A 20,374-nucleotide genomic window follows, 5' to 3' on the forward strand; every position below is an offset into this window, starting at 1 on the left:
ACAGTTTTCTTCCACACTCATTACCGCGCCAAACATGAAATTATCTTTGATCGTCAGGTCCTGTAATGTTTTTCGTTTCTTCATCCTTCCTCCAGTTCTACAGAGGAATCCTATAAGGTGATTATATCATACGCCTGCAGAAAGTTCTATGTTTTTTCATTGACTTCTCACTGTATTCCTGCCATACTTAAAGTATATTTTATATCATCCCCTGGAAATACAGGGTATTTTATGTTTACTATACAAGGAGCAGTCTATGTATCTTTCTGATATGCATACACATTCTATCGCAAGCGGTCACGGAACCAGCTGTACGATTTCTGAAATGGCAAAAATCGCTTCCAGAAAAGGACTGAAGCTTCTGGGTATTACGGATCACGGTCCGGCCACACTGGCAGCCGGAACTCCTTCGTACTTCCGCAGTCTGACCTTTTCTCCCAGAAAACGTTTTGGTCTGGAAATGTTCTATGGAATTGAACTTAATATTCTTGATAAAGAAGGACATACCGATCTGGAGGAAGAATTACTGTCTAGGCTGGACTATGCCATTGCCAGCATCCATAGTCAGAATTACAAAAATGCTTCCTGTGAAGAAAACACGGAAGCCTACATAAACGCTATGAAAAATCCCCATGTAAAGATTCTGGGGCACTGTGACAATCCCCGATTTCCTGCTGATTATGAAAAACTGGCCTTTGAAGCTCGAAAACAGAATGTAATTTTTGAGATCAATGAAGCCTCTCTGGCGCCTTACAGCTACCGCGGTGATACTCGGTCCAACAACCGGGAAATTCTCCGCTGCTGCCGCAAGTATCGTCTTCCTGTAATTCTTTCCAGCGACAGCCACGGCAAAGAACATGTGGGGGATTTTACTTATGCCGCTGATTTTGTACACCAGGAAATGTTTCCCGAAAATCTGATCCTGAATAATCAGCTTCCCAGACTGAAAGTGTTTCTGCAGACCCGTTGATGAACAGAGCATTTTCCCTGCAGCCATATCATTCTGCCGATAAAACCCTGACGTACGGCTGAAATCTGTGTCTTCACAGTTTTTCGGCCTGTCCTGTCAGGGTTTCTTTTGATTCTTATTCTGTTTTTTGAGCCTCTGCCCATACATACCGGACAGATTTTCTTCTTTTACTCAGAATCCTTTATTTTTTTCATCATTTCCGCCAGCTCTGCGTATTTTCCGGTTATATATCCATAATTTTTTCTCTTATGAGGAAGCTGACAATTTGTACAATCCTTAATTCCTTTATCCGTATAACGAAAATTGCCTCCACATTTATCTCCAAGCGCATAAAGCGGACAATAGCAGAACAGACAGTTAAAATTTTCCGGATCTGCTCCCTGATGGCAGGGGAAATACTCACATTCTTTATTGCTGAAAAATGAATAATGCTTACCTTCCCAGTATGGTTTTTCCATGGTGTTCTCCTTTTATTTCCTGTTTCATTTTTACATTTTCTATACAAGACTTACTGACTCTGCCGACGTTTAACAATATAACTGTAAATGAACAAATTTGAAAAAGCACACAAAATCATCACAAATTTGTCTTTATAAAATGCACATATAGAGCTTAATCTTTCCTTTATGTCTGTGTATTACGGATTCTATTGTGCAATATTCGATATTTGCCCATTTATAGAATATTACTGTAAATAGGTAAATTTAAAACACATAAATTTGTCATATTCTGATTTTTCATTGATTCACAAACAGGGCTTTGCCTTTTTTGTATCCGCACACTGCAGATTCTATTGTCTGAAATTCTGTTTTTGCTCTTTCATAAAATATAATATGAAATAAGCAGGTTAAAAACGCGCAACGTCATAAGGGCAGATACGTCCGCTTCAAACTCCCTGAATTTCCGGTAAATGAAAAAATCGGCGTCATAAACGCCGATATCCAAATTCTTCTGAGGTTGCGATCTACTCCGGGGTAGACCATGGATTCGTTCAAAATATGCGGAGGGAACGAACGCATCCGGAGTAGTATCGCCTGCCATTTAATCATCACCCTTTAAGGGTAAGTATAATTCATACGAACAGGCGGATTCCATAAAAAATGCCTGCTTCCATCAAGCAGACAACGCCTGAAACTGCGGATTTTTCAGGTTGGCTGTTACACTTTACACGGAAGTTTAACCTCGCCATACAAAGCAGGTTTCCTGGCTCCAGAATCAATGTTCTCTTTCCCCTTCTCATACATATGTACAATGGTTTCTGAAAGATTGCTCCTCTGTTACAGTGACCGGATCGCTCAGGACTTTCACCTGATTCCCTTTTCTGACTGCTTCGCGGAAAACAGCCAGCACTTCATATGTTCAATATGGAATTATACTGACGTTATCCTACCACATCTTTATATAAATGTCAAGGAATTCCAAACAAAATTCCTCCACTTTTTAAATTTTAGCTACTGTTCACACAGAACTATTTAGCGAGGTATTTTGACATATTTTACAGACTTACAGGCATGTACAGAAATGAAAAAGCTGTGGATTCAGAAATGGATAAACAACTACGGATTCCACTTAATGATTTAGTTCCGTACGAAAAACTGTAAATATTATTAACTTTTCGTCACTGGGCACAGAAAGAAATCAGAATAGCGCCTTTTACACTTCTCTTACTTTTTCCTGCGGCTGAAATCATAATCCCTGTATTATGGCTGTAAAATCAAAGGTTCCCCATAATCTTATCCTTGATAACAGCCAGAATCTCCCTGGGAATATAGATCAGAAGTCTCCAGGAACGATATCTGGATGGAATTCCACAGATATCTCTGCATCCGCATTTCTTTCCGATAGCCACTCCCCGAAATACATGGAAGTTATTGGTAACAACTCCTACTGATTTATTCAGATCCCCTATTTTTTCCAGGCTGAAATCCAGATTTTCTTTTGTATTGGTAGATCTTTCCTCCAGGATCAGCCGCTCTCTGCTGATTCCATGACCGGTCAGATAATCGTACATGGCCTTTGCCTCACTGACTGCTTCCCCCCTGCCCTGTCCGCCGGAGAGAACTGCTTTGGTGTCAGGATTATTTTCCAGATACTGCAAAGCCCTTCTGGTGCGTTCCAGAAGGGCCATACTCAGTCGTGTTCCGTCCACATGGGCGCCAAGCACGATAATGTAATCAAGATTATTTTTTATTTTCATTATTTGCCGCAGCAGAATTTGTATTTCTTTCCGCTTCCGCACGGACAGGGATCGTTACGTCCGATCTTGTGCGGTTTTACAACAGTACCGGATTTTTTCTGCTCTTTGTACAGCTCTTTACGTTTTTCCTCTGTAAAAATATTATTCCACTGAGGAAGCTCATACAGCCAGTCAGCCTTTGCATCAACCATGTTTTTGTAAAGAAGCTCTTTGTCAAAAGCAAGGTTTACTTTTGTGTTCTCGTCCATTGTCTCAATAGGGTTCGGAACCTTAAGGCTGTCGTTAATGCCGTCCAGGAAACCAACCATGGTCAGAACATCCTGTCCGTATTTTTCGGCAAGCTCTTTTACTGTACCGCTTACAACTTCATCCGGATTGGAAAGAAGCTGCTCATAAATGCCTTTTTCAATATTAAAATAAGCTGCCCAGAACTGCTGAAGCTTATTGCGGTCTGCCTGCTGGTCATAAGCCATTGCACGCCACTGCTCTAAAATTGTTTTATCACTCATGTTATTTCATCCTCTTTTCAATGTATTATCAAATTTTCATCAGTGTTCATATTATAGCACTTTTATCTGGAAAAAACAAACCCTATTTTATCCCGGTTCCCATTGGTTTAAACAAAAATCACACTGTTTCCTTCGTTCACAGCAGGCTGGTCAGCATACCTTTCAAACCATCTCAGGCAATCATACTTTATCCCTGTTACTCTCACGGAAAAATATAATTATCCAATTTTATGCTTCATGTATAAGACACTGAGATTCTGGCCATACTGTTACTGTTCACTTCATCCACGGCAACAGGCAAAAATTCATTCCGCATTGCCTGTGGCAATGGAACAGTGAACGGACACGCCCGAAAACATTTGCTGCCGTAAACCGAGTATACAGCAGCAGCTTCGGAAATACTTATATCCTCCCCTTTAAAGGTTCCGGGACTGACGCTCTGACGCGGTTCCGGGATTTTTTATTTTACTCCCAGAGCCTCCAGGTCTGCTGCAGCCTGTTTAAAATCATGGAAACGCACTGCATGCATTCCCAGTTTACGTGCTCCCCGGCAATTTTCTTCCCGGTCGTCAATAAATACACACTCCTCAGGCTTCAGGCCGTAATCCTCCAGAAGGATCTTGTAAATTGCCGGTTCCGGCTTCACTTCTTTTACATCGCAGGAAAATACTGCTCCGTCCATATATTTCAGGAAATTCATTTTAGCCTTTGTGCGCTCCAGCATATATTCACTGTAATTTGAGAGAACATAAAGACGATATCCCCGTTTTTTCAGATACTGTACCCAGGTCTGAGCATAGTCCTTTGTACCGATCGTCTTAGGTGTTTCTCTCAGAACTCTGCGGATATCTTTTTTGTATTCAGGAGCCTTTTCTATAAACCGGCGAATATATTCTTCCTCATCATAAAGCCCCTTATCTCTCTCATTCCAGATATCGCTCTGGAAAATTTCCTTTGCAAGCTTTTTCTCCTCTTCCTCCGGGAAATGAAAGCCCTTCAGGTAAGTTTTCCAGTCGTAATCTACCAGAACATTACCTACGTCAAAAATAACATTTTTGATCCTGCGTCCGTCTTTTTCCAGTCTTTTTCTGTTAAGAAGCCTGTACATAAGCCACATTGCATAAGCCATCACTGCTGCAAACAGCGCCCCTGCAAGAGAGGCCATAAATTTTCCCATTGAAAATGTTCCGGTAAGAGCAAAGTACATGGGAAGGCAGAAGATCACCAGAAGAAAAACTGCTCCTGCAAGGGCCAGTCCCCTTTTCCATTTACTCATTTATACTGTACACATCCTTTCTGCTGTCAGCGGCGTCTTCATATCTGTCCGCTGTATTTTTATTTACCGGAAATATCAGTACAAAAAGGTACGGATTTCCCGGTAACAAAACGCCGGAGATACTTCCCCGGCGTTTTGTTGATTTATTTTCTGTAAATAATATCGTTTCTTCCCGGTCCGTTAGAAACCATTGTGATTGGGAATCCGATCTGTTTTTCCACAAACTCTATATATTTGCGGCAGTTTTCCGGCAGATCTTCATATTTTCTGATTCCGCGGATATCGCATTTCCATCCCGGAAGCACTTCCAGAACCGGTTTTGCTTTTTCCAGAAGTCCTGTTGTGGGGAATTCTGTTGTAACTTTTCCGTCAATCTCATAGCCTGTACAAACAGGAATTTCATCCAGATATCCCAGAACATCAAGCACAGTAAATGCAACATCAGTTGTTCCCTGCATACGGCAGCCGTATTTTGAAGCCACGCAGTCAAACCATCCCATACGTCTCGGACGTCCGGTGGTCGCACCATATTCTCCGCCATCTCCGCCTCTTCTTCTAAGCTCGTCAGCTTCTTCGCCAAAGATTTCAGAAACAAAGGCGCCCGCTCCTACTGCGCTGGAATAAGCCTTGCATACAGTAATGATCTTCTTGATCTCATACGGCGGAACGCCTGCGCCGATGGCGCCGTAAGCTGCCAGAGTAGAAGAAGAAGTAACCATCGGATAAATTCCGTGATCCGGATCCTTCAGAGAACCCAGCTGCCCCTCCAGAAGAATTTCTTTTCCTTCTTTCAGCGCATTCCACAGGAACAGAGAAACATCTCCCACATAAGGAGCTACCATCTCTTTATATTTCATCAGCTCTTCCATGATCTCATCCGGATTCAGAAGCGGTTTGTGATACAGATGCTCAAGAAGAACATTTTTTGTCTCACATACACGTTCTACTTTTTCTCTGAGAGCTTCCTCATCAAACAGTTCCGCTACCTGGAAGCCGATTTTTGCATATTTATCAGAATAAAAAGGCGCAATACCGGATTTTGTGGAACCAAAGGACTTACCGCCCAGACGCTCCTCTTCATACTGGTCAAACAGAATATGATACGGCATTACGATCTGCGCTCTGTCAGAGATCATGATCTTCGGAGCCGGAACTCCTCTGTCCACAACCTCCTGATATTCCTTGAAAAACACCGGAATATTCAGTGCCACGCCATTGCCGATAATACTGGTGGTGTGATCATAAAATACACCTGACGGAAGTGTGTGAAGCGCAAATTTACCATAATCATTCACGATTGTATGACCTGCGTTGGCACCTCCCTGAAATCTTACGATAATATCCGCTTCCTGGGCAAGCATGTCAGTGATCTTACCTTTTCCCTCATCTCCCCAGTTTGCTCCAACTACTGCTTTGATCATAACACTATTTCCTCCTCGTGTCGTTCTTTGATCTCATTATACATTAATTTCTGCGGTTACTCCCAGAAGTTCTTTATGTGCGTCCAGAACAGGCTGTACGGTCTTTGCAAGAAATACCTCTGTCTGCTCTTTTGCTCTTCCTACATATCTGGAAGGCTCCATTGTCTTTTCCAGTTCTTCTAAAGTCAGGTTAAAGGCCGGATCTGCTGCGATCAGTTCCAGAAGATTGTTATCCTTTCCTTCTACCTTTACAGTACGTCCCGCTTCCATGGAAAGCTCTCTGATGCGCTCGTGAAGTTCCTGACGGTCTCCGCCTGCCTTCACTGCATCCATCATAATATTTTCGGTTGCCATAAACGGAAGCTCAGAACGAAGGCGTTTTTCAATTACCTTCGGATAAACAACCAGTCCGTCTACCACGTTCAGGCACAGATCCAGGATTCCGTCAATGGCAAGGAAGCCTTCCGGAACACTCAGTCTCTTGTTTGCAGAATCATCCAGAGTTCTCTCGAACCACTGAGTTGCTGATGTGATCGCCGGATTCAGGGCGTCCACCATCACATATCTGGAAAGTGACGCAATACGCTCACTTCTCATAGGATTTCTCTTGTATGCCATTGCGGAAGAACCGATCTGAGACTTCTCAAAAGGTTCCTCTACTTCCTTCAGATGCTGAAGAAGTCTGATATCATTGGACATCTTATGGGCGCTTGCGGCAATTCCGGCAAGAATATTGAGAACTCTCGTATCCACCTTACGGGAATAGGTCTGTCCGGATACCGGATAGCAGTTCTCAAATCCCATTTTTTCTGCGATCATCGGATCGATCTTGTCAATTGTTTCCTGATCTCCGTCAAAAAGCTCAAGGAAACTTGCCTGGGTTCCTGTTGTTCCCTTTGAGCCCAGAAGCTTCAGTGTGCTTAAAACATACTCAAGGTCTTCCAGATCCATAAGGAATTCCTGAGTCCAAAGTGTGGCACGTTTTCCTACTGTTGTAGGCTGTGCCGGCTGGAAATGTGTAAACGCCAGAGTTGGCTGATCTTTATATTTATCTGCAAATTTAGACAGCTCTGCGATCACATTGACCAGTTTCTTGCGAACCAGCTTCAGAGCCTCTGCCATAACGATAATATCTGTATTGTCACCTACATAACAGGAAGTAGCGCCCAGATGAATGATTCCCTTTGCTTTCGGGCACTGTACACCATATGCATAAACATGGGACATAACGTCATGGCGGACCTGACGTTCTCTTTCTTTTGCCACATCATAGTTAATATCGTCTGCGTGAGCCTTCAGCTCATCGATCTGCTCCTGCGTAATATTCAGGCCAAGTTCTTTTTCTGTCTCTGCAAGGGCGATCCATAATCTTCTCCATGTGCGGAATTTCATATCCGGTGAGAAAATATACTGCATTTCTTTGCTTGCATAGCGCTCTGAAAGCGGACTTACATATCTGTCTGTACTCATTCCGTTTCTCCTATCATTTGAAAAATTCCTGCCGTGATCTGCCGGTGCCAGACAGAACCACAGTCTCTGTTTCTGCCTTTTCCTGACAGTCATATCATACGAGGAAAATTATATAACATCCCACATTTAAAAGCAACCTCTTTTCTCAGGCTCCCTGGTGGAATTTGCCCAGAAATTCACGCATACGAGCATTCTCAGAGGAAAATACCTGCTGAGGAGTTCCTTCTACAGCAATTACTCCCTGATCCATAAAGATCACCCTGTCTGAAATATCCTTTGCAAAATTCATTTCATGGGTAACGATCACCATGGTGATATGAAGATCTGCAAGTGAACGGATCACCCGAAGCACTTCTCCGGTAAGCTCAGGATCAAGAGCTGAGGTTGGTTCGTCAAAAAACAGAATTTTAGGGTTCAGCGCAAGAGCCCGGGCAATAGCCACACGCTGGCACTGACCTCCGGAAAGCTGACAGGGATAGGCGTTTTCTTTGTCAGAAAGTCCCATCTTTGCAAGAAGCTCCCTGGCTTCCCTGTAAACTTCCTCTTTTTTTCTTTTCTGAACATGGATCGGCGCATCTGTGATATTTTTTATTACAGAATAGTGGGGAAACAGATTAAAATTCTGAAACACCAGCCCAAAACAGGAACGTATTTCTTTTAGCTGTTTTCCGGAAGGAACCACTGTCTTTCCGTTTTCCATCCACACGGATCTTTTTCCCATATAGGAAATTTCTCCGCTGTCAATGTCTGTCAGCATGGTAGCACACCTTAAAAGAGTTGATTTCCCGGAACCGGAAGGACCGATAATGGAAACAATCTCTCCTTCTTTTACCTGAAGGGAAATATCTTTCAGAACACTTTGTCCGTTAAATTCTTTTTTTATATTTTTCATTTCCAGAAGATTCATTTCCGTCTCCTCCTAATGATAGTAATTCAGTTTTTTCTCAAACCATTCCATAACCCAGGCAACTACAAAATTAAATATGTAGTAGAACACGCCTGCAATAAAGAACGGCATAACGGTTGTCTCCGCAGCTGCGATCTGTTTTGCCAAAGCAAACATCTCAATATAAGATACCGAATAGACAAGGGAAGTATCTTTTACCAGTGTGATCACCTCATTCGTTACAGAAGGAAGTACGTTTTTTATCATCTGTGGCAGAATGATCTTCATAAATGTCTGCTGTCTGTTGTAGCCCAGAAGCTGCGCAGCCTCATACTGTCCTGCCGGAATGGACTCTATTCCGGATCGGTAGATCTCAGCAAAATAAGCTGCATAGTTCAAAGAACAGCCCAGGATAATCGCTGTGAATTTATAATTTCCAATATTCATTCCCCAGAGATAAAAGGGTCCGAAATACCACAGAAGAAGCTGCAGCATAAGCGGCGTTCCTCTCATAACAGAAATATAACATTTTACCACCAGACTGAGGGGTTTGAACCTGGAAACCCTCCCAAAATATATCACCAGTCCCAGAGGCAGGGAAAACAGAAGGGTCAGACAGAAGATCATAAGCGTTGACCCGAAGCCTCTGGAAAGCTGTTGGAGCATTACCTGAAAACTCATATTTTTTCCTCCATTATCAGGCAGAAAAGCTTTTCCTGCCGTAATAAAGCTGCTGTACATTTTTTATTTTCAGCACAGCAGCTTTTTTGTCTTTTATTCCGGGTTCTGACTTCTGCCCGGTTCTGATTTTATCCGTTACTGTTTCCGGCAGCTTTTATTCTGCCGCTTCTTCAGAATCAGTTTCTTCTGTTTCTTTTTCTGCAGCCTCCTCGCTTTCCTCTCCGGAAGCTTTCAGACTTACCATATCCGCAATTTCATATTTCTCGGCCAGCTCCTGCACGGTTCCGTCTTCAGCAAGCTTCTGGAGATCTGCATTTACGATTTCGCAGAGTTCATCGTTTCCTTTTTTGAAGCCAATTGCATACTGCTCTGTATTCAGACTTTCGTCCAGGATCATAAAGCCCTCCCCTCTGGAATTGATCTGATATTTAGCAACGCCAATGTCAATAGCCAGCGCATCAAGAGCTCCTGCCTGAAGCTCTGTAAACGCAGTGTTGTAATCCGCAAATTCATTCAGAGCCGCAAAGGTATCTGACAGCTCCTTCTGACCGCCTTCTTCCTCGCTTTTCAGTACGTCCAGCGCTGCAGATGCCGCCTGAACTCCTACGGTTTTGCCTGCAAGGTCAGAAAGCTTCTCAATGCCGGAATCCTCTGCCACAACGATCACCTGGCTGTTATCCACATAGGGAACAGAAAAGGTATACTCGTCTTCTCTTCCGTTCATGGTAAAACCATTCCAGATACAGTCAATGGATCCGGAGTTCAGCTCCATGTCCTTAGAATCCCAGTTCAGAGGTTTCTTCTCAAGTTCCCATCCTTCCAGCTCACACACTGCCTGGGCAAGCTCCAGATCAAAGCCTGTATACTCTCCGTTTTCATCCATATATCCATAAGGAGGATATTCCGCATCAAAGCCTACGATCAGTGTTTTATCCTCAATTCCAGCCTGAACGTTTACCGCAGACATCATACCTGCTGCCATCAGGGCCGCCATCATTACCACAACTGTTTTTTTCTTCATACTGTCTGTCTCCTCTCGCTTCACTCTTCTATGTTATCACGTAGTCACTCTACCATGTGAAAGTATTGATATCGTAACATACCTGTACCCGCCTGTCAAGACAGTTTTTATATATTTACAGACAGTAAAAAAGCCAGCGGGATAAGCTGGCTTTTTTGGAGAAGGTATTTCTTCTTATGGGGTGTAGCAAAAACTATATAATGTATTGGGGGGTTTTTACGATATATATAATACCATGGGTCAACAAATAAGTGTGCACAAAGTTCACAAAAATGCATATTTGTTTTTGGATATATTGTACATGCGTATTTTTGCCGCTATGATTTTATGCTGTAAAAAGTGCCTCAAACTCGTCTCTCTGCACCTTTTCCTTCTCTAACAGAAGAGCTGCGCATTTATGGAGCACATCTTCATGCTCAAGAATAATCTCTCTGGCTTTCTTATGACATCCGTCAATGATCCCATGGATCTCCTGATCAATATCTTTTGCAACCTCTTCACTGTAGCTTCTCGTATGAGCAAGATCTCTTCCGATAAATACTTCATCCCCTTCATCACCGTAAGCGATCAGTCCCATTTTTTCAGACATGCCATACTGCATGACCATTGCCCGGGCTGTTGCAGTTGCCCGCTTAATATCATTGGATGCTCCTGTGGTGATATCTCCGAAAATAATCTCTTCTGCCACACGGCCTCCAAGGAGAGTAGTGATATCCTGAAGCATTTTTCCTTTTGTATTAAACATCTCGTCATTTTCCGGAAGAGGCATGGTATAACCTGCTGCGCCTACTCCTGTGGGAATAATGGAAATCGTATATACCGGATCCATATCAGGGAGCACATGGAACAGGATCGCATGGCCTGCCTCATGATAAGCAGTGATCTTTTTCTCTTTTTCGGAAATAACCTTGCTTCTCTTCTCTGCTCCGATGCCAACTTTAATAAAGGCATGCTTGATGTCCTGCTGCATAATATAGCTGCGGCTGTCTCTGGCAGCCATGATCGCCGCCTCATTCAGAAGGTTTTCCAGATCTGCTCCTGTAAATCCTGCTGTTGTCTGAGCAATCTGCGCCAGATCCACATCCTCGCCAAGAGGCTTATCCTTTGCATGAACCCGAAGGATCTCCTCACGTCCCTTCACATCCGGACGTCCAACTGCAACCTTGCGGTCAAAACGTCCCGGGCGGAGAATGGCCGGATCCAGAATGTCCACACGGTTTGTGGCAGCCATTACAATAATTCCTTCGTTGACGCCAAATCCGTCCATTTCCACAAGAAGCTGGTTCAGGGTCTGCTCGCGCTCATCATGACCACCGCCCATACCGGTTCCACGCTGTCTTGCAACAGCATCAATCTCGTCAATAAAGATAATACAGGGCGCATGGCGTTTTCCTTCTTCAAACAGATCCCGCACACGGGAAGCACCCACACCTACAAACATCTCCACAAAATCTGATCCGGAAATAGAGAAGAACGGAACTCCCGCTTCTCCGGCAACAGCTTTTGCCAGAAGAGTTTTTCCGGTTCCCGGAGGTCCTACAAGAATAACACCCTTGGGAATCCTTGCGCCTACGTTTGTATATTTCTGAGGCGCTTTTAAAAAATCTACAACCTCGACCAGATCTTCTTTCTCTTCCTGAAGTCCGGCTACATTCTGAAATGTTACCTTTTTGTCATCCGGAAGCATCATCCTTGCGCGGCTTTTGCCAAAGTTCATCATTTTGGCATTTCCTCCGCCTCCTGACATCTGTCTGTTCATCATCAGGAAAAGGAACAGAATCAGTCCTCCTGTAAGAAGCAGAGGAAGAAGTGTGGTAAGGAACACATTCTGCTGAGGAACATCCTTTACCAGCGGGGCAATATTGTTTGCCTCCAGCATTTCCTGTGCATCCTTGACATCTGTTACATAGACGCGCTTCTGTCCTTCATTTTCAATATCTGCAGCCACAGAACCGGTAGGAACTTCCCTGTTCTGATAAATCACCGCATCATTTACTCTTCCTTCTTCTGCTGCCTGCTCCAATGCTTCTATGGTATAGTCATTCTGACCTGACACCTGGCTGTTCAGATAAAAATATCCGCCCACCAGCAATGCGATCAAAATCAGATACAGGCCAATTCTGCTTGGCTGTTTATTCACTTAACTGAATCTCCTTTCATTCTTCTGTGTCCAGTTCTACCACGCCGATAAACGGGAGATTACGATATTTCTGGGCATAGTCCAGACCATATCCCACAACAAATTCATCCGGGATATTGAAGCAGCAGTAATCTACTTTAACATCCTTCACTCGTCTCTCCGGTTTGTCCAGCAGTGTACAGAGGCGGACACTGTTTGGATTACGTCCTTTGAGGATTTCGATCAGATAGCTGAGAGTTCTTCCTGAGTCGATGATATCCTCCACGATCAGCACGTCCTTGCCGATCAGAGGCTGATCCAGATCTTTGACGATTCTTACCACACCGCTTGATTTTGTGTCATCTCCATAGCTGGACACAGACATAAAGTCAAGAGATACCGGAACAGTGATCCTTTTTGCAAGTTCACAGGTAAAAAATACTCCACCCTTTAAAACACAGATCAGATGAATCTCTTTTCCTGCATAATCTTTGCTGATCTTTGCGGCAATCTGTCTGATTCTTGCCTCCACTTCTTCCTCGCTGAGTAATACTCTGATTTTTTCACTCATGATATTTTCCTCCTTGGTATTTGATTTCCAGCACATTCTTTGTCTCTGATGTGATCTTATACCTTTCATTCATTCTTCCGCCCACGATCCAGAGAACCTGGCTGCCTTCTGTGATCAGAGGAATCTTATCCCTCTGTTCACGGGGGATTTTTTCATCGATCATACACCGCGTCAGTTTTTTGCGGTGCCCCTGACTGTTTACAGTAAGGTAATCTCCTGTTTTTCTGGTACGGACAGATATATCGTATTTTATTCTATCATAATCCAGCCATTTCGTATACTTTTTTTCACAAATCTTCTGGTCTGACCAGGAAAAGATTTTTGTTTCAAAATTTCCCAGACTACAGGCAAGGCTTCCGTTTAAAGGAAGCTGATATTCCCGGGATTCCCTGACCGGATTCTCAGGATTTTTCTTCCTTATGATAATTCCTTCATATGTTTTCGCTGCCTCCAGATTATATGGAAGCTTTACTGACGCTCCGGTACGAAGTTCAAAAAGCTCCAGCACTGCGCGCACATGTATCAGCGAAATATCCTTTCTTCTGCCTGCAAGTTTTTCAACAGCATTTCTCACCGCATACTTCCGGATAATTTCAGGATATTTCAGGAAACTTTTTTCAAAAAGGATCTCTCCCTTTTCGGTTCGGCATTTTTCTGCCAGTGAAGCGCCTTTTTCCTGAAAGTAAGCCTCCGCCTGTCCAATCAGCTCAGATGTCTCTGCCATATGAGCCACTGTCTTTTCATTGATTTCACTTTCCAGAACAGGAAGTACATGGTGCCTGATCCTGTTTCTGGTATATTCGTCCTGGAGATTTGTGCTGTCTGTTACATAGGGCAGATTTCTTTCTCTAAGATATTCATTAATTTCCTTCCGTTCCAGGCAGAGAACCGGACGAATGATCCCATCCTCTGCCGCTTTCATGGAAGAAAGTCCCCTGAGACCGGTTCCTCTGCAGAGATGATGAAGCATAGTCTCTGCCAGATCGTTTTTGTTGTGCGCAAGAGCGATGAGCTTCTTTTTTTTCTCTGAAACCGGTACTCCGGCAAGCGCTTCTTCAAAAGCCTGCCTCCGGACTGTTCTTCCTGCTTCCTCCAGCCCGGTTTTCCACTGTGCGGCAAGCTTTGGGACATCAAAACAGTATACTCTGCAGGGAATTCCCATTTTTCTGCACAGTTTCTCTGCCGCCTCCTGATCTCTTTGCGCCTCTGCGCCCCGGATCCCGTGATTTACGTGAACGGCTGTGATCTGAAATCCGTATTCTTCTTTCAGCCTGTTCAGAATATCCAGCATGGTCACGGAATCTCCTCCGCCGGATACTCCGGCAGCCACTGCGCCGCACTGGTCGAACATCCTGTTTTTTTCTGCAAAAGCACGAACCTTTGCATAAATCTGCTCCTGCATGTCTGCTTTTCTCCTCTTTTGTTTCTACTTGCGCAGCACACTGGCCACCAGCACAGTCATATCGTCTCTGGCCCGGTAATCGCTGTATCCCAGCACCCGTTCCAGAATCCCTCTGCTGACCTCTCTGGGATTTTCCTCCTGCACGTCCATAATGATTTCCTTCATGGTTTCCTCTTCTCTGTCCAGAGGAAGAGCATCCAGAACCCCGTCAGTCATCATAATCAGATAATCCCCATGATATAGTTTCCGGGAAGCGGTATCAAAATCAATCTGCTGAACCAGTCCTGCTGCAAGACTTTCCGAAGAAATTGCCTCAACCCAGTGGTCACGTTTAATAAAGGTGGATGCAGCCCCGGCCTTCAGGAAGCTGCAGATTCCTGTATAAAGATCCAGAGCGCAGATATCCACTGTGGAGAACATTCCCTCCCGTCCTTTCAGCACCAGAGCAGAATTTACCATTCTGGCTGCTGTCTCCTGGGTAAATCCGGATTCCAGAAACTGCTCCAGAAGCTCCACCACGATCTCGCTCTCTCTGCAGGCATCCATGCCGGAACCCATTCCGTCAGAAAGACACATAACAAACTTTCCGCCTTCTTCCTGTCTGCAGATGTAATTATCTCCTGAAATCTTTTCTTCCTCTCTTGTAAGCTTGGCCACTCCGTACATAACCTGATAGCTGACGTCTTCCACAAAATGTACCGTATGGTATTCGCCGTTTACAATGCCTCTGCTGTCAGCGGCAGAGGTCATAGCGCACTCGCACAGACCTGAAAGGAGCTGAGAAACCTCTGTCACAGATACACACTGGCCGCTTCTGGCTTTCATAGTAAGGAACATCTGCCTGCGCCCCTCTACCTTATCCATAACCCAGGCATTTTTCAGCACAATATGACGTTTTTTCAGAATCCGGCGAATACTCTCCTGAAACTTCGGGTCTGCCGGAGAAATATCATAAATATCTTCTGCCACCATTCCCATGATCCGGGATATCTCTGTCAGCTGCTGTGCCACTGCCAGCCTGCTTTCGATCATGCGGTTGCTCCATACCAGATTCTGTTTTTCCTTCTGAAAACGCTCTCTGACTGTTTCCAGATACTGTATGGATTTGCCGCAGATCTCCGCCCACTCCTGACGGATCATTTCTACAGCCTCCTCATCCCCCTCTTCCATGGCGCGGATCATTGCCTCTCCGCCCTGCTTCAGAAAACCGGAATTTTCTCCCCAGCATATTTCTCTGTGATAGCATCTGCTGCACATTTCCTCATTGGTATCCTTCAATATCGCGTCAATCTGACCGGAGCTTAAATATTCTTTCCGGTAGGGCATCCCGTAAAAGGTATCTGCCAGCTTCTGGAAAGAAGCCGCATACCGCTCCACCTTCTCCTTCTGAGGATGGCTTTCTCCGGGAGCAAAGGGTTCCTCCTTTTTCGACATTTGCCCCGTCAAAATAGTTTTTGCCATGTCCCGGAAAATCAGCAGTAGGCTGATCACGAGCATGGCAATAATCCATTCCTGCATATTTCCCCTCCCCTTTATACACTTCATCAAGTGCCATTATAAAGGACAGGTTCCAAAATATCTGTCAAACACAGGCGAAAGCAATTAAAAACTTTTCGCCAAAATCCGTGTTATTTTTCTTCTTCAAACACTATCTCATTATCTTTTACAAGCCCCAGTCTGTCTCTGGCAACCTCTGCCGCATACTCATCTGTCTGCATATACTCTGTGCGCTTGTCAATTTCCTTTGTCCGCTCTTTTTCATCAGAAATCTGCTGTTTCAGCTCTGCTGCCTGGGCGTCATAATAGGCAATCCTGTTTCTGAGGCTGTGACTTTTCATTGCCAGGCCGCCAAGAAGCAGAAGAACAACAACTGAAATAACAGCCATTCCCAGATAGTTATTCGTTATTCTTTTTTTGCTTTTCTTTCTTTTTGACTTTTTCAACCTGACTGATCCTCTTTGTTTTAAAACCTTTTCTTTTTTGCATAGTTTGATACTTATACAATAAAATACTACATCTTTTAAAGAGAAATAGCAACCTCTTTGTTGAAATTTTTACAAAATTCACCGGAATCCCGCACAGAAACACAAGAATCCGCTCAAACAGATCTGCCACCGTCCCCCGGCACAGAACAGCTCCCAGAATACTTCCTGCAAAAAGAAAACATCTGAGGGTTCCCTGATTGAACCTGTATATCACAGAAAACATAAAAATCCCTGCTGCAGTCCAGTAAAAAAGGTCTTCCGCATCCACTGCCCAGGACGGATGGGAAATCACTTTTCTCAGGGCAGTCAGAATCTTATAAAAGAGAAACAGAGCCGCCCCCATCACCACAGACAGAAGAAACAGTACTGCCTCATACTCCATATAACCGCTCATATTTTACCGGAACATCCGCTTCAGCAGAGATTCTTCTTTGTTTTCTGTCTTTTTTGAAAGATAGGTTAAGCTGTTTATTTTTCCTTCAATATCGGCCTCTCCCTTTTCCAGATTCAGTCTCCGCACATGGAGCAGTTCTCCTTTTACAGAAAGTCTTCCGGCCTCTGTTTCCAGCAAAATCTCGCTTTCATTAAAGGAATGAATGTCCCGAACGCCTGTAACCGTGCCCTCCTGTCGGTTATCAAGGGACAGTCTGTGGGCGCACATTGTTTTTTTCTCTTCCAAGGGTCAGCCTCCCATTGTTTCTTTCCATAAACAATGTATGAAACACCCATTATAAATAGACGTAAAAACTACAGATAGCGGAACATACTTTCCGCATCTTCCTTGCGGACTGTCTCTTTTACATCAAGAACTTCCACCTTAACGCTTTTTCCGCCAAACTGGATCTCCACAATGTCTCCGGCCTTTACTGCCGCAGAAGCTCTGGCAGGTTTATCATTAAGCAAAACTCTTCCCGCATCACAGGCTTCGTTTGCCACTGTTCTTCTTTTAATAAGACGGGAAACCTTCAGATATTTATCAAGACGCATACAAAATCTCCTGTTCTTTTTTTCTGTAATCTATAGAAAAAGGGGGAACACGCTGTTCCCCCTCTGCTGAACTTTATTATTTATCGTTTACAAGATCCTTTAAAGCCTTACCAGCTTTGAATTTCGGTGCTTTGGAAGCTTCGATTTTCATGGTTTCACCAGTATGAGGATTTCTTCCTTCTCTTGCAGCTCTCTCGCTTACCTCAAAGGTACCAAATCCTACAAGCTGAATTTTTCCGCCTTTTTTGAGCTCGGATGCTACAACATCGGTGAAAGATTTCAGGACTGCTTCTACATCTTTCCTGGAAAGATTTGTCTCTTTCGCCATTGCTGCTACTAATTCTGTTTTATTCATGGTGTTTCCTCCTATAAATGCTCTCTTTCTTTATTATCGCGTTATGCTTCCTGTCGATCACACGCTATTTACTATTTATATACCTTTTCCTGTAGATTGTCAAGGTTTTTTGTGGCAAATCCCCGTAAACCGGGGCTTTCAGGTTACTGTGAACGGAGTAAAAAGCAACGCTTCCGGCTAATGCTTCTGAAATACTTTTCAGAGCTTTTTCGTCTTCCTGCTCTTTTCGATTTCTTTCAGCTGATCCCAGGAAAGAGAGGTCATTGTCTCATCCTCCGGAACAAAGATTTTCGGATGACGAAACTGCATTTTTGAAGAAATACCATCGATCACATCCTCAATAGTAAACAGCCCCTCTTCCTGGGCGATCACACTGTGGAGAGCAACCTGAAACAGCACGTCTCCCAGCTCCTCACAGAGATTTTCACTGTCATTGTGTGTTTTCAGACGATCAATTCCCTCCAGAAGTTCATTTGTCTCACTGATCAGATAAGGTTTCAGACTTTCATGAGTCTGCACCTTATCCCAGGGACAGCTTTTGCGGATTTTTCGCACCACTTCCATAAATTCATCAAAATTCTGCATCTTCTCACCGCATTACATCATTGTATTGACCATATCAAGAACAGCCTTGCCCATGACAGCAGACTTTTCATCTGCATCCTCAAGGGAAGTTCCTTTTACTCCATAGTAGAATTTTACTTTTGGCTCTGTACCGGACGGGCGGACACATACCCATGCATCATCTGTCAGGTCATAGTACAGAACATTGGAGTTTGGAAGTCCGGTAGGCTTCACCTCTCCGGTTGCCAGATCTGTAATGGTATCCTTTTTATAATCTCTTGCAGAAACTACCTTATGTCCTGCAAACTCTGCCGGAGGATTCTTACGAAGAGTATCCATGATCTCCTGGATCTTCTGAAGTCCCTCAATTCCTTTCAGAGTAATGGATTTGATATCATCCTTATAATATCCGTACTGGTCATACATCTCGATCATTGCATCCCAGAGAGTTTTGCCCTGAGTCTTATAGTAAGCGGCAGCCTCGCACAGCGCCATTGTAGCCACAATCGCATCCTTATCTCTTGCGTATGTACCGATCAGACAGCCATAGCTCTCTTCAAAGCCGAAAAGATAAGTTCCCTTTCCGCTGTTCTCAAATCCCAGAATCTGCTGACCGATAAACTTAAATCCTGTCAGAACCTCAATGAGATCAACGCCATAGCCTTTTGCAATGGCATCTGCCAGATTGCTGGTAACAATTGTCTTGATCAGAGCGCCGTCCTCCGGAAGGCTTCCGTTTACTGCCCTGCGCTGTCCGATCTCATAGTTTGCAAGAAGACAGCCGGACATATTTCCTGTCAGGTCATGGTATTCGCCGTTTTTATCTTTTACGCGCACACCCAGACGGTCTGCATCCGGATCTGTGGCAAGAACAAGATCTGCATCCACTTCTTTTGCAAGCTTCAGGCCAAGTTCAAAGGCTTCGGCTGCTTCAGGATTCGGATAGCTTACTGTAGGGAACGCGCCGTCCGGAAGCTCCTGCTCCTTAACAACATATACGTTTTCAAAGCCCAGCTCCTTCAGGATCCTTCTTGCAGGAATATTTCCGGTTCCGTGAAGAGGTGTATAAACGATCTTCAGGTTTTTGCCCTCTGCCTCAATGGCATCCTGATGGATCACCTGTTTTTTCAGCTCTTCCATATAGGCATCGTCAATCTTCTGACCGATCACTTCATAAAGGCCTGCTTTTTCTGCCTGGGCCTTGTCCATGGTTTTTACAGTATTCCAGTCGGAGATTGCCTTTACCTCTCCCATGATTCCGGTATCATGAGGCGGAGTGATCTGAGCGCCGTCCTCCCAGTATACCTTGTATCCATTGTATTCCGGCGGATTATGACTGGCAGTGATATTAATTCCCGCAACACAGCCAAGGTGACGGACTGCAAAAGAGAGCTCCGGTGTAGGTCTTAAAGACTCAAAAATATATGCCTTAATTCCGTTTGCAGCAAGACAGAGAGCTGCTTCCTGAGCAAACTCCGGTGACATATGGCGGGAATCATAGGCAATTGCAACACCCTGGGACTGTTTGCCCACTTTTGCAATATAATTTGCAAGCCCCTGGGTTGCTCTTCTTACTACGTAAATATTCATACGGTTTGTACCTGCACCGATGATTCCGCGCAGGCCCGCCGTACCAAATTCCAGATCCATATAAAAACGTTCTTTGATTTCATTCTCTTCTTCTGCGATGTTCTTCAGTTCCTCTTTTGTTGCATCATCGAAGTATGGGTTCGCAAGCCACTGCTCATATACTTCTCTGTAATCCATACCGCTGTACCTCCCTATATCTTTTTTAAACTGCGCTCTGCGAAGTTTATGATTTCTAATTATACACCAGTTTTCTGAAAAAGGGAAGTCTGAACAGTTTCTCCTTCATAAAATTTCAGGCTCCGGTGATCCCCAAATCTAAAATTCCCCGGAAACATGCTGTGTAAACAGTATATAAAGTTCCTTCTGTCTG

The 20,374-nt window shown here is 44.1% G+C and carries 21 protein-coding genes and 1 riboswitch; of the genes, 1 reads left to right on the plus strand and 20 read right to left on the minus strand.

Features of this window, described 5'->3' with window-relative positions; genetic code table 11:
- Positions 1 to 256: 256 nt before the first annotated feature.
- Entirely contained in the window at positions 257 to 970 is a 714-nt protein-coding gene (locus tag QVP40_RS00135; RefSeq protein ID WP_022066484.1) for a phosphatase, read from the plus strand.
- A 167-nt stretch (positions 971 to 1,137) separates the two neighbouring features.
- Here the strand turns inward: QVP40_RS00135 and QVP40_RS00140 are convergent, their stop codons facing one another.
- The 20 genes from QVP40_RS00140 to QVP40_RS00230 all read right to left on the minus strand — a co-directional run bounded on the left by QVP40_RS00140 (position 1,138) and on the right by QVP40_RS00230 (position 20,181).
- A complete protein-coding gene (locus QVP40_RS00140) occupies positions 1,138 to 1,428 on the minus strand; it encodes a cysteine-rich small domain-containing protein (RefSeq protein ID WP_022066485.1) in 291 nt (96 codons plus the stop codon).
- Between the two features lie 718 nt (positions 1,429 to 2,146).
- Positions 2,147 to 2,339, minus strand: a riboswitch (cobalamin riboswitch).
- A 345-nt stretch (positions 2,340 to 2,684) separates the two neighbouring features.
- Complete coding sequence (locus QVP40_RS00145) at positions 2,685 to 3,167, minus strand: YdcF family protein (protein WP_022066486.1); 483 nt, start codon at positions 3,165 to 3,167, stop codon at positions 2,685 to 2,687.
- Complete coding sequence (locus QVP40_RS00150; RefSeq protein ID WP_022066487.1) at positions 3,167 to 3,676, minus strand: SEC-C metal-binding domain-containing protein; 510 nt, start codon at positions 3,674 to 3,676, stop codon at positions 3,167 to 3,169. The genes QVP40_RS00145 and QVP40_RS00150 overlap by 1 nt, the downstream gene beginning before the upstream one ends.
- Before the next feature lie 460 nt (positions 3,677 to 4,136).
- On the minus strand, positions 4,137 to 4,952 hold the full coding sequence (locus QVP40_RS00155; RefSeq protein WP_022066488.1) for an HAD-IA family hydrolase: 816 nt from the start codon (positions 4,950 to 4,952) through the stop codon (positions 4,137 to 4,139).
- Between the two features lie 143 nt (positions 4,953 to 5,095).
- Positions 5,096 to 6,373, minus strand: a complete 1,278-nt coding sequence (locus tag QVP40_RS00160; RefSeq protein ID WP_022066489.1) for an adenylosuccinate synthase — start codon at positions 6,371 to 6,373, stop codon at positions 5,096 to 5,098.
- 36 nt (positions 6,374 to 6,409) lie between these two features.
- Positions 6,410 to 7,843 (minus strand): adenylosuccinate lyase, encoded by a 1,434-nt coding sequence (gene purB, locus QVP40_RS00165; RefSeq protein WP_022066490.1) that lies wholly within the window; start codon positions 7,841 to 7,843, stop codon positions 6,410 to 6,412.
- Positions 7,844 to 7,988: 145 nt separating this feature from the next.
- Positions 7,989 to 8,750 (minus strand): amino acid ABC transporter ATP-binding protein, encoded by a 762-nt coding sequence (locus QVP40_RS00170; RefSeq protein ID WP_022066491.1) that lies wholly within the window; start codon positions 8,748 to 8,750, stop codon positions 7,989 to 7,991.
- A gap of 12 nt (positions 8,751 to 8,762) precedes the next feature.
- Positions 8,763 to 9,410 (minus strand): amino acid ABC transporter permease, encoded by a 648-nt coding sequence (locus tag QVP40_RS00175; RefSeq protein WP_022066492.1) that lies wholly within the window; start codon positions 9,408 to 9,410, stop codon positions 8,763 to 8,765.
- A gap of 154 nt (positions 9,411 to 9,564) precedes the next feature.
- The gene (locus QVP40_RS00180) at positions 9,565 to 10,431 is read right to left on the minus strand and encodes an amino acid ABC transporter substrate-binding protein (RefSeq protein WP_022066493.1); all 867 of its coding nucleotides are present in this window, start codon (positions 10,429 to 10,431) and stop codon (positions 9,565 to 9,567) included.
- Between the two features lie 325 nt (positions 10,432 to 10,756).
- The gene (ftsH, locus tag QVP40_RS00185; RefSeq protein WP_022066494.1) at positions 10,757 to 12,571 is read right to left on the minus strand and encodes an ATP-dependent zinc metalloprotease FtsH; all 1,815 of its coding nucleotides are present in this window, start codon (positions 12,569 to 12,571) and stop codon (positions 10,757 to 10,759) included.
- Between the two features lie 16 nt (positions 12,572 to 12,587).
- Positions 12,588 to 13,121 (minus strand): hypoxanthine phosphoribosyltransferase, encoded by a 534-nt coding sequence (hpt, locus tag QVP40_RS00190; protein WP_022066495.1) that lies wholly within the window; start codon positions 13,119 to 13,121, stop codon positions 12,588 to 12,590.
- Positions 13,114 to 14,523 carry a tRNA lysidine(34) synthetase TilS gene (gene tilS, locus QVP40_RS00195; protein ID WP_022066496.1) on the minus strand — a complete coding sequence of 470 codons (1,410 nt, stop codon included), beginning with the start codon at positions 14,521 to 14,523 and terminating at the stop codon, positions 13,114 to 13,116. The genes hpt and tilS overlap by 8 nt, the downstream gene beginning before the upstream one ends.
- Positions 14,524 to 14,547: 24 nt before the next feature.
- Complete coding sequence (locus tag QVP40_RS00200) at positions 14,548 to 16,041, minus strand: SpoIIE family protein phosphatase (RefSeq protein ID WP_022066497.1); 1,494 nt, start codon at positions 16,039 to 16,041, stop codon at positions 14,548 to 14,550.
- Positions 16,042 to 16,151: 110 nt separating this feature from the next.
- Positions 16,152 to 16,466, minus strand: coding sequence for an FtsB family cell division protein (locus QVP40_RS00205; RefSeq protein ID WP_022066498.1), 315 nt, complete (start codon positions 16,464 to 16,466; stop codon positions 16,152 to 16,154).
- The gene (yabQ, locus tag QVP40_RS13950) at positions 16,420 to 16,902 is read right to left on the minus strand and encodes a spore cortex biosynthesis protein YabQ (RefSeq protein ID WP_303021660.1); all 483 of its coding nucleotides are present in this window, start codon (positions 16,900 to 16,902) and stop codon (positions 16,420 to 16,422) included. Before yabQ ends, QVP40_RS00205 begins: the two co-directional genes overlap by 47 nt.
- 3 nt (positions 16,903 to 16,905) lie before the next feature.
- Positions 16,906 to 17,187, minus strand: a complete 282-nt coding sequence (gene yabP / locus QVP40_RS00210; RefSeq protein ID WP_022066500.1) for a sporulation protein YabP — start codon at positions 17,185 to 17,187, stop codon at positions 16,906 to 16,908.
- 68 nt (positions 17,188 to 17,255) lie between these two features.
- Complete coding sequence (locus QVP40_RS00215; protein WP_022066501.1) at positions 17,256 to 17,495, minus strand: RNA-binding S4 domain-containing protein; 240 nt, start codon at positions 17,493 to 17,495, stop codon at positions 17,256 to 17,258.
- 76 nt (positions 17,496 to 17,571) lie between these two features.
- Complete coding sequence (locus QVP40_RS00220) at positions 17,572 to 17,850, minus strand: HU family DNA-binding protein (protein WP_022066502.1); 279 nt, start codon at positions 17,848 to 17,850, stop codon at positions 17,572 to 17,574.
- 198 nt (positions 17,851 to 18,048) lie between these two features.
- Positions 18,049 to 18,435, minus strand: coding sequence for a MazG nucleotide pyrophosphohydrolase domain-containing protein (locus tag QVP40_RS00225; protein WP_022066503.1), 387 nt, complete (start codon positions 18,433 to 18,435; stop codon positions 18,049 to 18,051).
- A gap of 12 nt (positions 18,436 to 18,447) precedes the next feature.
- Positions 18,448 to 20,181 carry a phospho-sugar mutase gene (locus QVP40_RS00230; protein ID WP_022066504.1) on the minus strand — a complete coding sequence of 578 codons (1,734 nt, stop codon included), beginning with the start codon at positions 20,179 to 20,181 and terminating at the stop codon, positions 18,448 to 18,450.
- Positions 20,182 to 20,374 lie beyond the last annotated feature (193 nt).

The organism is Blautia sp. CAG:257 (assembly GCF_000433815.1).
In the GTDB taxonomy this organism is placed as follows: Bacteria; Bacillota; Clostridia; order Lachnospirales; family Lachnospiraceae; genus Blautia_A; species Blautia_A caecimuris.

What these genes read in the sequence shown, in the direction of transcription:
- QVP40_RS00135 (WP_022066484.1), top strand. Translation starts at nt 257, where the DNA reads ATGTATCTTTCTGATATGCATACACATTCTATCGCAAGCGGTCACGGA.
- QVP40_RS00140 (WP_022066485.1), bottom strand. Translation starts at nt 1,428, where the DNA reads ATGGAAAAACCATACTGGGAAGGTAAGCATTATTCATTTTTCAGCAAT.
- QVP40_RS00145 (WP_022066486.1), bottom strand. Translation starts at nt 3,167, where the DNA reads ATGAAAATAAAAAATAATCTTGATTACATTATCGTGCTTGGCGCCCAT.
- QVP40_RS00150 (WP_022066487.1), bottom strand. Translation starts at nt 3,676, where the DNA reads ATGAGTGATAAAACAATTTTAGAGCAGTGGCGTGCAATGGCTTATGAC.
- QVP40_RS00155 (WP_022066488.1), bottom strand. Translation starts at nt 4,952, where the DNA reads ATGAGTAAATGGAAAAGGGGACTGGCCCTTGCAGGAGCAGTTTTTCTT.
- QVP40_RS00160 (WP_022066489.1), bottom strand. Translation starts at nt 6,373, where the DNA reads ATGATCAAAGCAGTAGTTGGAGCAAACTGGGGAGATGAGGGAAAAGGT.
- purB (WP_022066490.1), bottom strand. Translation starts at nt 7,843, where the DNA reads ATGAGTACAGACAGATATGTAAGTCCGCTTTCAGAGCGCTATGCAAGC.
- QVP40_RS00170 (WP_022066491.1), bottom strand. Translation starts at nt 8,750, where the DNA reads ATGAATCTTCTGGAAATGAAAAATATAAAAAAAGAATTTAACGGACAA.
- QVP40_RS00175 (WP_022066492.1), bottom strand. Translation starts at nt 9,410, where the DNA reads ATGAGTTTTCAGGTAATGCTCCAACAGCTTTCCAGAGGCTTCGGGTCA.
- QVP40_RS00180 (WP_022066493.1), bottom strand. Translation starts at nt 10,431, where the DNA reads ATGAAGAAAAAAACAGTTGTGGTAATGATGGCGGCCCTGATGGCAGCA.
- hpt (WP_022066495.1), bottom strand. Translation starts at nt 13,121, where the DNA reads ATGAGTGAAAAAATCAGAGTATTACTCAGCGAGGAAGAAGTGGAGGCA.
- tilS (WP_022066496.1), bottom strand. Translation starts at nt 14,523, where the DNA reads ATGCAGGAGCAGATTTATGCAAAGGTTCGTGCTTTTGCAGAAAAAAAC.
- QVP40_RS00200 (WP_022066497.1), bottom strand. Translation starts at nt 16,041, where the DNA reads ATGCAGGAATGGATTATTGCCATGCTCGTGATCAGCCTACTGCTGATT.
- yabQ (WP_303021660.1), bottom strand. Translation starts at nt 16,902, where the DNA reads ATGAGCGGTTATATGGAGTATGAGGCAGTACTGTTTCTTCTGTCTGTG.
- QVP40_RS00215 (WP_022066501.1), bottom strand. Translation starts at nt 17,495, where the DNA reads ATGCGTCTTGATAAATATCTGAAGGTTTCCCGTCTTATTAAAAGAAGA.
- QVP40_RS00220 (WP_022066502.1), bottom strand. Translation starts at nt 17,850, where the DNA reads ATGAATAAAACAGAATTAGTAGCAGCAATGGCGAAAGAGACAAATCTT.
- QVP40_RS00225 (WP_022066503.1), bottom strand. Translation starts at nt 18,435, where the DNA reads ATGCAGAATTTTGATGAATTTATGGAAGTGGTGCGAAAAATCCGCAAA.
- QVP40_RS00230 (WP_022066504.1), bottom strand. Translation starts at nt 20,181, where the DNA reads ATGGATTACAGAGAAGTATATGAGCAGTGGCTTGCGAACCCATACTTC.